The sequence below is a fragment of the Caecibacteroides pullorum genome (assembly GCF_019239235.1).
Lineage (GTDB): Bacteria > Bacteroidota > Bacteroidia > Bacteroidales > Bacteroidaceae > Bacteroides > Bacteroides pullorum.
This window is the reverse complement of record NZ_JAAZTS010000025.1, coordinates 1-14,626: the sequence shown is the minus strand read 5'-3', so window position 1 is coordinate 14,626 and position 14,626 is coordinate 1. Positions and strand designations below refer to the sequence as shown.

The window sequence follows — 14,626 nt, the reverse complement described above, 5'->3', positions numbered from 1 at the left end:
GAAATGTAAACTCATTTTTAGCTTTTTTGCTATTTGTATGCATGTCTGTGATGCCGGTAATGGCTCAACAGGACAAGAATGTCACGCTGAATGTGAAAAACGAAACAGTGGAAAATGTGTTGAAATCTTTAGGACAACAGACGGGGTTGAAGTTTTTTTATGACCAGAATGTTGTCAACGTTTCGCCACGTGTAACTCTCCAAGCATCGGGTGCTTCTTTACAATCTGTATTAAATCAGATTTCTTCTCAGACTCAACTCAGTTTCAATAGGAATAATAATACAATTACAGTGGGGACACTGAAGGCCGGTGGAGCAGATAACCAGAAAAAAATGAAAGTGACAGGTGTGGTTGTTGATGCAAATGGCGAACCCATCATTGGTGCCAATGTATGGGTCAAGGGTACCACTAGTGGAGTAATTACCAATGTAGACGGTAATTTTGTGATTGATGCTCCTTTGCATTCAGTTTTGACAGTTTCTTATATCGGTTTTTTAGCCCAGGATATTGAAGTGAAAGATTCGAAGGCTTTGCGTGTTGTTATTCAGGAGGATACGCAGAAGTTGGAGGAAGTTGTCGTAATTGGCTATGGTACGATGAAAAAGAAAGATTTGATGGGTGCCAATACGGGTGTCAGTGGTGATAATCTGGCAGCCAGTTCCAATATCTCTGTTGGAGGAGCTTTGCAAGGAAAGATGTCTGGTATTTCGATTATGAATAGTGGTGGATTCCCCGGTGCAGAGACTTCCATCAATATTCGTGGTATCGGAACTTTTGGCAGTGGAGATTCCGCTCCTTTGATTGTCATTGATGGGGTACCTGTCGATCAGGGTTTTGAAACATTGAATCCTAATGATATCGAAAGCGTAAATGTACTAAAAGACGCCTCCTCTGCAGCTATCTATGGTTCCCGTGCGGCTAACGGCGTCATTTTGGTAACAACTAAAAAAGGAGCTTCAGGGAAGGCTACAGTAAGCATGAACGCTACGTTTGGCATCCAATCTCCTATGCACATGATGGATTTGTTGGATGCCAGTGAATTCGTTGCAGCCATTCAGGAAATGCGCGATAACTATAATGCGATTTATAAACCGTCTACACCAGCCGTTACCAATTATGATGGGCTGGATCCAGAATCATTTGGAAAAGGAACGAATTGGGGCGATTATATCTATCAGTCCGCTCCTACTTATAATATCAACGCAAGTGTCAGCGGAGGCAGTGACAATATGAATTATTATTTGTCCGGTGAATTCCTGAATCAGGAAGGTATCGCTATCAATACGGCTTTCAAGAAAGCTTCGTTGCGTGCCAATGTTGAAGGGAAAATCAACAAGCGTTTGACGGTGGGTAACAACGTTCATATGGCCTACCGATATACGCAGGGTGATGCGGGCAATCGCTATTCGGATGTGATATTCAACGCCCCGATTACCCCGGCTTATGACGAGGACGGATCTTACGGTGAACCTGATGCTTCGCTGACAGGTTCCAAAAATGCCATAGCGGAAGTAGCGTGGAACTGTCCGACCAATAGCAATTATCGTGTGATGGACAATTTGTTCCTTGAGTATAAATTCACCGACTGGTTGAAATTCCGTTTCAACGGAGGTATTGATATGGTTTATAATGAATATAAGCTGTTCAAACCGAAGTTTAATGATGGTGGACAGACAAACGAGGTAAACTCTTATACGGAGGAACGTTCAAAGGATTTCATGTGGGTTACTGATTATCTGCTTTATTTTGACAAAACTTTTGGCGATCACACCATTAATGCTATGGCTGGTTTCTCACAACAGCTGTTTTCGTATGACAACATGCGTGGATCTATTAAGAATTTTGTGTCTGAAGTAGGAAATATGCATGTGTTTGATGGCGGTACTGATACTAAAGAACGCGAGTTAAGTGGTGGAAAGACCGAACTGGCTTTGGCTTCTTATTTCGGACGAATCAATTATGATTTCAAAGGACGCTATTTGTTTTCATTCAATTTGCGTGCAGATGGTTCTTCACGTTTCAAGGCTGGTAATCGTTGGGGGGTATTCCCTTCATTCTCGGGTGCATGGCGTATTTCGGAAGAAAGTTTCTTCCATGTTAAGCCGATCAGTTCTTTGAAGATTAGAGCCTCTTGGGGACAGTTGGGAAATCAGTCTATTGGTTCTTATTATCCAACTGTTGCAGCAGTGGGTAAACAGAATGCTGTTTTTGGAACGGCAGCAGACAATCAGACACTCTATGCTGGTTATAGCCAGACTGCACTTGGAAATCGTAGTCTGAAGTGGGAAACCACCACTGTAACCAACGTCGGTATTGACATGACTTTGTTTAACAACGCTTTGTCTGTAACAGCAGATTATTTCATAAAGAACACAGATGGTATCTTGCGTACTATGGTATTGCCTATTTCGGTTGGATTGACAGCACCCAATATGAATTATGCCGAGGTACAGAACCGTGGTTTTGAATTGGAATTGGGTTATAATGGTAAGGTACGCGATTTTCATTATAATGTATCGGGAAATGTTTCTTTCTTGCATAATGAGATTCGCAAATTGAGTTCTGGTGTTAATGAAGAAATTATAGATATAGGCTGTTATGGAGGAGTTACCATCAATCGGGTAGGAGAACCGATCAGTGCGTTGTATGGTTATCGGACAGCGGGAGTGATTACGACCGAAGAGGAAGCTGCCAAGTATCAGGCTATGGGACAAGGAAATGCTCGTGTCGGTCGTCTAAAATATGTAGATGCGGATGGAAACGGGAAAATTGATGGAGATGACCGTGTAATTCTGGGTAGTTATATTCCTAAAGTGACAGCCGGCTTTACTCTTTCTGCTGACTGGAAAGGTTTTGATTTCAGTACTGTATTTACCGGAGTTTTTGGACGTACCCAACATGCACCTATGAGTTATCAGAATCGTTTCCCGAACCGTAATATCAGTCGTAAGTGGTATGATAACCGTTGGACTCTGGGATCACCGGCTGGCGATTATCCGGCTATGATACAGAGCGAAAGTTACGAGGAAATGACAGATCTTATGGCTATGAATACTTCTTATGTAAAAATGAAATCAATCACATTGGGTTATACCCATCGGTTTAGTGGTATGAAGGCACGTATATTCTTGTCCGGTGAAAATCTATTTGCCATAACGAGTGATGAGTTTGACGGATTTGATCCTGAAAACGGTACTTCTGTCGGACATTATACGAATTGGGGAGATGATTTCCCGACTCCTAGAATACTTTTGGTCGGATTGAATTTAACTTTTTAAATGAATGAATGCAATGAAAAGAAATATAGTTGGTATTTTGGCGTTGGCTGGATTGCTTACGTCAAGTTGTATGGATGGTTTTCTGGAACGTAACCCTTTTGGTTCGATTGACGAAACGACATTCTTTACAGAACCCGAACATGCCGATCTGGCTGCAATAGCTTGTTATTCCAAGCTACAAAAGCTGAATGCTCATTGGGGAGATGCACAGCTGGAACTGGGTATGACGGGAGATTTTTCGGCTACAGGATTTAAGGATGCTAGTACATTTTATTTGGGAACATTCAATCCGAATGAATCTAATGTCGTTTTGGGTATCTGGAAACGTGCTTATGAAGGCATTGCCGTTTGCAACAAGAATATTGAAGGAGTGACTGGAATGAGTGATCTGTTGGATGAAGAAACGCGTGACAAGTATTTGGGTGAAATGCGCTTCATACGTGCTTTCTGGTATTTCCGTCTGATTCAGTTCTATGGTGATGTACCGTTGCGTTCTGTTTCTGTACAGGATCCTACCAATGATGATGAGGTTCAGCTGGCTGCCACATCCAAGGAAACGATTCTCAAGGATTTGATAATTCCCGATTTACAGTTTGCTTCCGAACATTTGCCCGATTCTTGGCCTGAAGCTTATATGCATCGTGCTACTCGTGGTACTGCATTCGCTTATCTGTGTGAGGTGTATTTGTATATGAAGGATTATGATAATGCCATCAAGGCTGGTCAGGAAGTAGAAAAGTATGATTATGCGTTGGAAGATGATCCGGGTTGTGTGCTCCGCATTGACAAGGAGGATTCCAAAGAAATCATATTCTCAGTCGGAATAGCGAATGGAATTTCGACTTATCGTGAGTTCTATTTCGGAACCATTGAAGATTTGGGTGAAGATGGCCGCATTATGCGTGGTGACAGTTATTCCAATGATTACTTCTACCCGTCAGAGGATTTTGTCAACTGTTTCCAGGCCATTGACGGGACAGAATATGCTACTTCTTCTTATTATACAGATGAAAGAAATGAGCAGTATAAGAACCGTGATCCTCGTTTTGATGCTACTTTCTTTACTCCAATGGATGAGGTAACGACAACGAAGAATGTGACAATGAATTGGAAACAGGAATGGCTTGTGAACAAGCAGACAGGTTTTGATATTCAGAAGCGTGGCGTGTACTATGGCGAGGATACCTGGAACATGCGCGCTGATATGCACATGATGCGTTTGCCTCGTGTCTATTTGCACATGGCTGAAGCTTATGCTTTAAAGAACAATCCTGATTATGAGAAGTGCTCGCAATATGTAGAGAAGGTGCGTAATCGTGCCCGTCAGTTCGCTTTGGCTCATAAAGATAAATATGTTCCTGTCGGTTTGACCGATGATAAAGTGTTACCACCGTTTGTTATCAATTCGGTAGAAACGGCCATGAAAGCAATAGATTATGAGTCGCGTGTGGAATTTTTCACAGAAGATTGTATACGTTATTATGATTTGAAGCGTTGGGGTACTTTAAAGGATGTTTGGCCAGTGAAGATTGGTGGAGTGTGGAGTGATAAGCTCTATGATCTTCCTTATCCTTCCAGTGAACTGTCTTCCAATCATAAACTGCAACAGCATGAAGGCTGGGGCAATTGATTTCTGGATCTCTATGAACGTTTGATTTTGAAGCGTAGCTTTGAAATTTTGAAAGGTTGTACCGGAGACAATTCGTTTCCGGTACATTTTTAAATAGATAAAATTAACTGTCTAAATCTAATTAAATGAATCTGTCATGAAAAGAATAATTTTATTTCTTTTGACTTGCCCGATATTATTAGGAACAGCTCAGAATATACAAGTCAATAAACCTCAATTGGAAAATCCGAAATCATCTTCCATGATTTTGCTTCCTGATCCGCAAACTTATACAAAATTTGATACGAATCAGCCTATTTTTGATTTAATGACGGCATGGGTAGCTGCCAATATCAAGCCTTTGTCTGTGCAGGCCGTACTTTGTACGGGTGATTTAGTAGAACAAAATGAATATCTCGTACCGGATAATGTGAATGGTAATCAAACTTCGACTCAACAATGGAAGGCTGCTTCCGAGGCTTTTGCGAAATTGGACGGTAAGGTACCTTATGCCATTTGTGGGGGAAATCATGACTATGGTTATACACGTTCGGAAAATCGCCTTTGTCATTTTCCAGATTATTTTCCTGTAGAACGTAATCCGTTGTGGAAAGATTGTCTGGTGAGTGTCTGCAATAATGCTTTTGGCATACCGACGTTGGAAAATGCTGCTTTTGAGTTTGATATTCCTTATTGGGGAAAGATCTTAGTCATTGCAACGGAGTTTGCTCCACGTGATGAGGTGTTGGAATGGGCTAAAGGGCTTGTAAGCAGTGAAAAATATGTAGATCATAAAGTTTTTCTACTTACACATTCTTATTTGACTTGGGATGGAAAGCGTATTGAGAACGAACCTTATAAGGTTGCTCCGGCAAATTATGGTGAAGCTATTTGGGAAAAACTGGTTTATTCGTCTCCCAATATTCGTATGGTTATATGTGGACATTATTGTCTGGATGACGACTTCCGTCATAATGTAGGACAGCGAATCGATAAGAATGCAGCTGGTAAAACTGTTTTTCAGATGATGTTCAATGCCCAAACTGCCGGTGGAGGGTGGCATGGAAATGGCGGAGATGGTTGGTTAAGAATCATGGAATTTATGCCGGACGGGAAAACGATAAAGATTAGGACGTATTCTCCATTTTTTGGCATTTCACCTACTACACGTCAATTTGCATGGCGTACAGATCCTTGGGATGAATTTGATATTGTGCTTGACTGAGATTAGAGAGGGTAAGTTGTCATAATAATGCATATGAAGACGGTCTTTCTTGCAATGTCCGACAAGCTGGCTGTTTTGTGGAAAGCAGGAAAGACTTTATTTATAAATATATTGTTAATGGTCTATTTAATATGAACGAACATAAGATTTTGATTTTACTTGCATTGTTGTCGTTTATGTGTAGTGGAGTAGTGATGGCTGAAACTCATCGTATTATTCCGGCTGTGCAGGAAATGCAGGTTGGGAGAGGGGCTTTACTATTGAATTCTTCAGTTACGGTTTCTTATGTGGCAGAACTGGAAAATGAGGCAACTCTGCTTGCTAAATATTTGGATGAGGATTTTAATATCCATCTGGAAAAGAGTGTGGATATAGAAGGAGTTATTGATTTATGTATAGATACTGATTTTCAAAGCAACTCGAAGGAAGGATATGAACTTGTCGTTTCTGATGAAAAAGTGAAAATTACTTCATCTACAGCAGTAGGTGTGTTTTATGGAATACAAACTTTACGACAACTGATTGTAAAAGACAAAGAGCGCTGGAGTATACCTGAAGTTTATATAAAAGATTATCCGGTTTTCTCGTGGAGGGCTTTTATGTTGGACGAGGCCCGTGCATTTAAAGGGAAAGAAGTCGTTTTCTTGTTATTGGACGAGATGGCTCGTCTGAAGATGAATGTCTTTCATTGGCATTTGACCGATGATCAAGGTTGGCGTATCGAAATAAAAAAGTATCCTCGATTGACGGAAATAGGAGCTTGGCGCGATTCTACTCAGATTGGAGGCTATCGAGGTGCGACTTATGATGGTAAACGTCATGGTGGGTTTTATACTCAAGAAGAAATAAAGGAGGTTGTAGCTTATGCAGCTGAACGACATATTATGATCGTTCCAGAGTTTGAGATGCCAGGACATGAAAGTGCAGCGATTGCTGCTTATCCCTGGTTGGGTACGACTGGTCGTCAAATAGATGTTCCTTGTCGTTTCGGAGTGCAATATGAGGTAATGGATGTAACTTCTTCCCGGGTACAGGGATTTATTGAAGACGTATTGGATGAGGTAATAACTATATTTCCATCTCCTGTGATTCATATTGGAGGTGATGAGGTGAAATTTGATCAATGGAATGCTTCCACGAGTATTCAGGAATATATGACTCGACAGGGAATTGAGACGCCGGCCGATTTGCAGATAGTTTTTACCAACCGTATATCTCATTTGTTGCAACAGAAAGAACGTCGAATGATGGGATGGAATGATATTACTGGAAACAAAATACATGAATATAATACGGAGGCAGATGCTACCGCCAAGGAAAAACTGGCGGACGGTACAATTGTGCAATTTTGGAAAGGCGATTTGGATTTAATAGAAAAAACTGCATCCCAAGGATACGACATCGTGAATTCATATCATTACAAGACCTATCTGGATTATGATTATCAGAAGATTCCTCTGGAAAAAGCTTATGAGTTTGATCCCGTTCCGGAAGGTTTGCCCAAGGACTTAAAGAAAAAAATATTGGGATTGGGTTGTCAAATGTGGGGAGAAGAAATTATGGATAATGATAAGATGTATTATCAGATTTTTCCTCGTATCGCCGCTTATGCAGAATGTGGTTGGACTTTGCCGGGGCGGAAAGATTATTTTTCTTTCTTGAAACCATTGAAGAAGTTGAAAATGGTTTGGAAAACTCAGGGACTGATGAAGTAATAGACTATTTCTTTTGCTAAAAAAGTTTTTCCAGAAATATTCCAGTATTCTTCAGTATATTTGCCTGCATAACTATTTAGGGCTGAATAATGGGCAAATTTCATCAGATCGAGAAGATTATAGGACTATGTATATTCTTGTTGGGCACTACTACATGGTCTGTATGTGCACAGGAAACTGATTATACCACATGGATGAAGATGGGTGTCAAGTACGGACTGAATGAGCGTCTTGATTTGTCTGGAGGATTGGAGTGGCGTACGGAAGATCACTTGCAGGCCACAGATCGCTGGGGACTGGATGTGGGGGCTAAATATGCCCTGCTTCCTTTCCTGAAAGTAGGTGGAGGTTACGAAATTCATTATCGCAACCGTGGGGAGGATGGGTGGAAGTTCCGTCATCGTTATCATGCGGAAGGAACTTTATCTACTCGGTGGATGCGGTTGAAAATCTCTTTGCGTGAGCGATTTCAACATACGTGGGATGATGAGGAAAATGAGTTGAGGCTACGTTCTCGCCTTAAATTGGCTTATGACATACGTGACTGTAAGGTGGAACCTTACGTGTCAGTCGAGATGTACAACAGTTTGAATCGTGGCGACAGCTTTGATATTGCTCGTATGCGTTATCGGACGGGTCTTTCACTTCCACTTTTTTCGAAGAATTGGGAAGCGGATGTATTCTATTGTCGCCAATGGGAGAACGACGGACGGAAAAACATCTTTGGTGTGGATTGTGTGTACAAGTTTTGAAATCTTTCACTACATTTGTTGCACACAAAATAGAAGATTATTATGAAGAAGATTATCAATCCCTGGCGGAAACTTGCCGGATATAATTGTTTTGGCTGTTCACCTGATAATGAATATGGTGTAAAGATGGAATTTTATGAGGATGGCGATGAGGTGGTGAGTATTTGGAAGCCAGATGAGCATTATCAGGGATTTTTACACACGTTGCACGGTGGAATACAGTCAGTACTACTGGACGAAATTTGCGGATGGGTCGTGTTTCGTAAGTTGCAGACGGCAGGAATGACGACCAAGATGGAGACACGCTTTCGCAAGTCGGTGTCGACAGATGCTTCTCATTTGGTGCTGAGAGCTTCGCTGAAGGAACAGAAGAGAAACTTGGCGTTTGTGGAAGCCCGGCTTTATAACGATAAAGGAGAACTTTGTACGGAAGCTTTATGTACGTACTTTACTTTTCCGAAGGAAAAAGCCGAGAAGGAGATGTTTTTCCGTAGTTGCGAGGTCGAGCCAGAGGAACTTCTTCCGTTGATTTGATAGGAAAAATAAACTTTTTGTGATAAATCTTTGGTTGTTTCAAGAATATAGTTTATTTTTGTCGCAAACAAATAAAGATATGAGAATTTTTGCAGTACATCATCATCATCATTATCCTGGCGAATAAATTCGGTAGGCAGATGAGTGTATGTGCATGAAAGGATACATGAGGAAAGAAGCTTGCCGGATTGAGGCAAGCTTCTTTTTTTATTTGTCCCTTGGTTGATGAATATTGAAAATTAGAAAAAATAAAAAGCTATGTTGAGAATTGCAGTACAAGCCAAAGGTCGTCTTTATGACGAAACAATGTCGTTTCTGGAAGAAGCAGACATCAAATTGAGTGCGACGAAACGTACCCTGTTGGTACAGTCGTCGAATTTTCCTATCGAAGTGTTGTTCTTGCGTGACGACGACATCCCGCAAACGGTGGCTACGGGAGTGGCGGATATTGGTATTGTCGGTGAAAACGAGTTTGTAGAACGAGCTGAAGATGCAGAGATTGTAAAACGATTGGGGTTCAGCAAGTGCCGATTGTCACTGGCCATGCCGAAAGATATCGAATATACAGGTGTGCAGTGGTTTGAAGGAAAGAAAATTGCGACGTCCTATCCTGGCATCTTGTCCCGCTATCTGAAGGAACAACAGGTGAAAGCAGAAATCCATGTGATAACCGGTTCGGTGGAAGTATCGCCGGGTATTGGTTTGGCCGATGCCATCTTCGATATCGTCAGTTCGGGTTCGACGCTGGTTAGCAACCGGTTGAAGGAAGTGGAAGTGGTAATGAAGTCGGAAGCGTTGCTTATCGGCAATAAGAACTTGAGTGACGAGAAGAAGGAGATCTTGAAAGAATTGCTTTTCCGCATGGATGCAGTGAAGACGGCCGAGGACAAGAAATATGTGCTGATGAATGCTCCTAAAGATAAACTGGATGAGATTGTGGCCGTACTACCTGGTATGAAGAGCCCCACGGTAATGCCTTTGGCACAAGAAGGTTGGTGTTCGGTCCATACGGTGCTCGACGAGAAATGTTTTTGGGAAATTATCGGCAAATTGAAGGCATTGGGTGCTGAAGGAATCTTGGTTTTGCCTATCGAGAAAATGATTATTTAAAGGACGGACGGTTATGATACTGATTGATTATCCTGAAAAATCGCAATGGCAGGAATTGCTGAAGCGACCGGTTATGAATACCGAAAGTTTGTTTGGTACGGTGCAGGGCATCATTGACCGTGTAAAGGCAGGGGGAGATGAAGCTGTACTCCAGTATGAGATGCAGTTCGACAAGGTAAGTTTGTCCGCTTTAGCTGTATCGTCTGAAGAGTTCGATGAGGCTGAAAATCTGATTGACGAGGAACTGAAGGCGGCTATTCGTCTGGCTGCCGGAAATATCTCGGCCTTTCATGCCGCACAGCGTTTTGTGGGTAAGAAGGTGGAGACACAGCCGGGGGTTACCTGTTGGCAAAAGGCAGTGCCCATCGAGAAAGTAGGATTGTATATTCCTGGAGGCACAGCGCCGTTATTTTCCACCGTGCTGATGTTGGCCGTACCTGCTTGCATAGCTGGGTGTCGGGAGATTGTGTTGTGTACCCCTCCGGGCAAGGACGGGAAGGTGCATCCGGCTGTATTGTTTGCGGCTCGGGTGGCTGGTGTGCAGCGTGTGTTCAAGGCCGGTGGCGTACAGGCCATTGCGGCGATGGCTTATGGAACGGAAAGTATTCCGAAGGTATATAAGATCTTTGGTCCCGGCAACCAGTATGTCACGGCGGCCAAGCAGTTGGTTAGCTTGCGGGATGTGGCAATTGATATGCCAGCAGGACCTTCCGAAGTAGAAGTGCTGGCAGACGTAACGGCCAATCCTGTGTTTGTGGCGGCCGATTTGTTGAGTCAGGCAGAGCATGGGGTAGATAGTCAGGCCGTGCTGATAACGACCTCGAAGGAGCTGCAACAGGCTGTTAAGGACGAAGTAGAGCGTCAGCTGGACCTGCTTCCGCGTAAGGAAATTGCTGCTAGGTCGCTTGCCAATAGCAAACTGATTGTAGTGAAGGATATGGAAGAGGCTGTCGAGATGACCAATGCTTATGCACCCGAGCACTTGATTGTAGAGACGGAGAATTACATGGCTGTGGCCGAACAGATTGTCAACGCCGGTTCGGTATTTTTGGGTACATTAACTCCCGAAAGTGCTGGTGACTATGCTTCGGGCACGAACCATACGCTGCCTACCAACGGTTATGCCAAAGCCTATAGCGGCGTTAGCCTGGACAGCTTCATCCGCAAGATGACCTTTCAGGAAATCAAACCTGAGGGATTGTGTAAGATAGGTCCGGCCATTGAGGTGATGGCCGCCAATGAGTCGTTAGACGGTCACAAGAACGCCGTATCCGTTAGATTGGATGCTGTTCGTCGTGATAAATGAATGTTTTAAATAGAAGAATTTAGATATGAAGAAATCGTTACAGGAATTGGTAAGACCCAATATTTGGAAGCTGAAACCTTATTCGTCTGCACGTGATGAATACAATGGAGCTACGGCTTCTGTTTTCTTGGATGCGAACGAGAATCCGTATAATAATCCTCACAATCGCTATCCCGATCCGTTGCAACGGGATCTGAAAGTACATCTCTCTCAGATAAAGAAAGTGCCGGCGGAGAATATCTTTTTGGGAAATGGAAGTGATGAGGCTATTGACTTGGTTTTTCGTGCTTTCTGCGAACCCCGTATCGACAATGTAGTAGGTATCGATCCTACGTATGGGATGTATCAGGTATGTGCTGAAGTCAATGATGTGGAGTATCGGAAAGTACTTCTGGACGAACATTTCCAATTTACGGCCGACCGTCTGCTGGCTGTTTCCGACGAACATACCAAGCTGATGTTCCTCTGTTCGCCCAACAACCCGACAGGTAACAATCTGTGTCGCGAGGAGATTGAAAAATTGCTCGAGGCGTTCGACGGTCTTGTGGTGGTGGATGAAGCTTACATCGACTTTTCGGAGGCCCGCTCTTTCTTGCTAGACTTGGCGAAACATCCGAACATTGTTGTACTTCAGACTTTCTCCAAGGCTTGGGGATGTGCCGCCATTCGGTTGGGAATGGCTTTCGCATCGAAAGAGATCATCTCTATTTTCAATAAGATAAAATATCCGTATAATATTAATCAGCTTACTCAGAAACAGGCGCTGGAGATGGTGCTCCGTCATTATGAAGTGGAGCGTTGGGTCAAGGTCTTGAAGGAAGAGCGTGCTTGGCTGGAAGAAGAGTTCAAGGCTCTTCCTTGTACGGTACAATTGTTCCCTTCGGATGCCAATTTCTTCCTGGTGCGGGTGACCGATGCTGTATCCATTTATAGCTATCTGGTAGGTGAAGGTATCATTGTGCGTAGCCGTCATACGGTTTCGCTTTGCGGTAACTGCCTGCGCGTGACGGTAGGGACCCGCCCTGAAAACGAGCAGCTGCTGAAGGCTTTGAGAAACTATAAAGGATGAGAAGGCGATGAAAAAGAAAGTATTGTTTATCGACCGAGACGGTACGCTGGTCATAGAGCCGCCGGTCGACTATCAGTTGGATGCTTACGAGAAGCTGGAGTTCTATCCCAAGGTGATGCGAAACCTTGGCTTCATCCGTAGCAAGCTCGATTTTGAGTTTGTGATGGTGACCAATCAGGATGGGCTGGGGACAGCTTTTTTCCCTGAAGAGACTTTTTGGCCGGTGCACAACCTGATGATGAAGACCTTGGAGGGTGAGGGGATTACGTTCGATGAAGTTTGTATCGACCGTAGTTTTCCAGCAGACAATGCACCTACCCGTAAGCCTCGGACAGGAATGCTGACCCGCTATCTGAATGACCCTGCATATGATTTGGCAGGCAGCTTTGTGATAGGCGACCGTGCCACCGATGTGGAGCTAGCCAAGAACTTGGGATGCCGGGCCATTCTGTTGCAAGACGACAAGTCGGTGCTAAAGCCGGTGGTAGAAGGAGGCAGTGCCTCTTGTGAGGGATTAGAGGAAGTTTGTGTGTTGGCTACGACCGACTGGGATCGGGTGGCCGATTTCCTCTTTGCCGGCGAACGTCGGGCGGAAGTGCATCGGGTCACTCATGAAACCGATGTCTTCGTGTCGCTCGATTTGGACGGCTCAGGCAAATGCTTCATTGATACAGGCCTGGGCTTTTTCGATCACATGCTGGAGCAGATAGGCAAACATGGAAGCATTGACTTGACGGTTCGTGTGAAGGGCGACCTCTATGTCGACGAGCACCACACGATTGAAGACACGGCGTTAGCTTTGGGCGAATGTCTCTACAAAGCCCTTGGCGACAAGCGGGGCATCGAACGTTATGGCTATTCGCTGCCTATGGACGACTGCCTGTGTCAGGTCTGCCTCGATTTCGGAGGGCGTCCCTGGCTGGTTTGGCAGGCCGACTTCAAGCGGGAGCGGATAGGGGAGATGCCGACCGAAATGTTCCTGCACTTCTTCAAGTCGCTGAGCGATGCTGCCAAGATGAACTTGAACATCAAAGCCGAGGGACAGAATGAACACCATAAGATAGAAGGCATCTTCAAAGCCCTGGCTCGTGCATTGAAGATGGCTGTGAAGCGTGACATCTATCGCTACGAACTGCCTTCGTCGAAAGGGGTGCTTTGATGTCGGTCGAAATAGTTTATCTGGTGTAACTATTGATATTAGCTCCGTAAAGTCCCTCTTTGGCGTGCTAAAGTGCCACTTTACGGAGCTGAAGTGGATGTTTATGATTGGTTTGTTCCGGCCAACTGGAGAATTTTTTTTCCCCAGTTGGCCGGAACTTTTTCTCCAGTTAGGGAAAAAGCATCGCTTTCCTCTCCCTAACGCATCGTTTTCTTGTTTTGTTCGCATAGAACCTAACTGTGACTGTAATTGTAACGCGCGCGCCCATGCGCATGAAATATTATAATGTGTCGTCATTTCATCTTGTGCATTTCGTCTTTGAAAATCCTGCTATAAAACATACTTGTAAATCAGCAATTTGCGAAAAAAGTTCAAGAAAGTATCGAAAAAAAACGTTTGTAAGCTTGCAGTTATCTGAATAAGCTGTACTTTTGCATCCGCTTTCGGAAACGAAGCGGTGATACTTGACATGCTGTTGCAGGTGATTTTGCATGAAGTTGTCCTTTAGCGGCAAGCGACTTTCCCGCCTTTCGCATGAGAGAGGCCCAAGCGGAGAGCTCCTTCCCTCTGAGGTCTTCGAAAAAAACTTTCGAAAAAACTTCTCAAAACATTTGGTAGTTTGAAAATAACTCCTTACCTTTGCACCCGCTTTTGAGAAGTGAACCTCGAAGCCGAGCTTCGAAAAAAAACTTCGAAAAAAGTTCCGCAAAAATTTGGAGGATATACGAAAAACTCCTTACCTTTGCAACCGCTTTCCGATAAAACGGAGGGCATCAAGAAGAGCGATCTTTGAAGAGATTTACATAAACAATACAGTAGTACAAGAGCAAAACTGGAAACAGTTTTGGGTAAAAAAAGAACCGTCAATA

Annotated in this window: 10 protein-coding genes; all 10 read left to right on the top strand. The window is 43.6% G+C overall.

Going from position 1 to position 14,626, the window contains the following annotated elements; genetic code table 11:
• Positions 1–50: 50 nt before the first annotated feature.
• A complete protein-coding gene (locus tag HF894_RS12825; protein ID WP_204972893.1) occupies positions 51–3,278 on the top strand; it encodes a TonB-dependent receptor in 3,228 nt (1,075 codons plus the stop codon).
• A gap of 13 nt (positions 3,279–3,291) precedes the next feature.
• Positions 3,292–4,908 carry a RagB/SusD family nutrient uptake outer membrane protein gene (locus HF894_RS12820; RefSeq protein ID WP_204972891.1) on the top strand — a complete coding sequence of 539 codons (1,617 nt, stop codon included), beginning with the start codon at positions 3,292–3,294 and terminating at the stop codon, positions 4,906–4,908.
• A 136-nt stretch (positions 4,909–5,044) separates the two neighbouring features.
• Entirely contained in the window at positions 5,045–6,112 is a 1,068-nt protein-coding gene (locus HF894_RS12815; RefSeq protein ID WP_204972889.1) for a metallophosphoesterase, read from the top strand.
• Positions 6,113–6,243: 131 nt separating this feature from the next.
• Positions 6,244–7,827: a beta-N-acetylhexosaminidase gene (locus HF894_RS12810; RefSeq protein WP_246593238.1), complete on the top strand. Its 1,584-nt coding sequence runs from the start codon at positions 6,244–6,246 to the stop codon at positions 7,825–7,827.
• 86 nt (positions 7,828–7,913) lie between these two features.
• Positions 7,914–8,579 (top strand): DUF2490 domain-containing protein, encoded by a 666-nt coding sequence (locus HF894_RS12805; RefSeq protein WP_394369853.1) that lies wholly within the window; start codon positions 7,914–7,916, stop codon positions 8,577–8,579.
• A gap of 42 nt (positions 8,580–8,621) precedes the next feature.
• Positions 8,622–9,113 (top strand): PaaI family thioesterase, encoded by a 492-nt coding sequence (locus HF894_RS12800; RefSeq protein WP_021846370.1) that lies wholly within the window; start codon positions 8,622–8,624, stop codon positions 9,111–9,113.
• 258 nt (positions 9,114–9,371) lie between these two features.
• A complete protein-coding gene (hisG, locus tag HF894_RS12795; RefSeq protein ID WP_021846371.1) occupies positions 9,372–10,223 on the top strand; it encodes an ATP phosphoribosyltransferase in 852 nt (283 codons plus the stop codon).
• Between the two features lie 13 nt (positions 10,224–10,236).
• On the top strand, positions 10,237–11,529 hold the full coding sequence (gene hisD, locus HF894_RS12790; RefSeq protein WP_021846372.1) for a histidinol dehydrogenase: 1,293 nt from the start codon (positions 10,237–10,239) through the stop codon (positions 11,527–11,529).
• A gap of 25 nt (positions 11,530–11,554) precedes the next feature.
• On the top strand, positions 11,555–12,598 hold the full coding sequence (hisC, locus tag HF894_RS12785) for a histidinol-phosphate transaminase (protein WP_204972885.1): 1,044 nt from the start codon (positions 11,555–11,557) through the stop codon (positions 12,596–12,598).
• A 7-nt stretch (positions 12,599–12,605) separates the two neighbouring features.
• Positions 12,606–13,757: a bifunctional histidinol-phosphatase/imidazoleglycerol-phosphate dehydratase HisB gene (hisB, locus tag HF894_RS12780; RefSeq protein ID WP_204972883.1), complete on the top strand. Its 1,152-nt coding sequence runs from the start codon at positions 12,606–12,608 to the stop codon at positions 13,755–13,757.
• The last annotated feature ends 869 nt before the right edge of the window (positions 13,758–14,626 follow it).

What these genes read in the sequence shown, in the direction of transcription:
- HF894_RS12815 (WP_204972889.1), top strand. Translation starts at nt 5,045, where the DNA reads ATGAAAAGAATAATTTTATTTCTTTTGACTTGCCCGATATTATTAGGA.
- hisB (WP_204972883.1), top strand. Translation starts at nt 12,606, where the DNA reads ATGAAAAAGAAAGTATTGTTTATCGACCGAGACGGTACGCTGGTCATA.
- hisG (WP_021846371.1), top strand. Translation starts at nt 9,372, where the DNA reads ATGTTGAGAATTGCAGTACAAGCCAAAGGTCGTCTTTATGACGAAACA.
- hisD (WP_021846372.1), top strand. Translation starts at nt 10,237, where the DNA reads ATGATACTGATTGATTATCCTGAAAAATCGCAATGGCAGGAATTGCTG.
- HF894_RS12825 (WP_204972893.1), top strand. Translation starts at nt 51, where the DNA reads ATGCCGGTAATGGCTCAACAGGACAAGAATGTCACGCTGAATGTGAAA.
- HF894_RS12800 (WP_021846370.1), top strand. Translation starts at nt 8,622, where the DNA reads ATGAAGAAGATTATCAATCCCTGGCGGAAACTTGCCGGATATAATTGT.
- HF894_RS12810 (WP_246593238.1), top strand. Translation starts at nt 6,244, where the DNA reads ATGAACGAACATAAGATTTTGATTTTACTTGCATTGTTGTCGTTTATG.
- HF894_RS12820 (WP_204972891.1), top strand. Translation starts at nt 3,292, where the DNA reads ATGAAAAGAAATATAGTTGGTATTTTGGCGTTGGCTGGATTGCTTACG.
- hisC (WP_204972885.1), top strand. Translation starts at nt 11,555, where the DNA reads ATGAAGAAATCGTTACAGGAATTGGTAAGACCCAATATTTGGAAGCTG.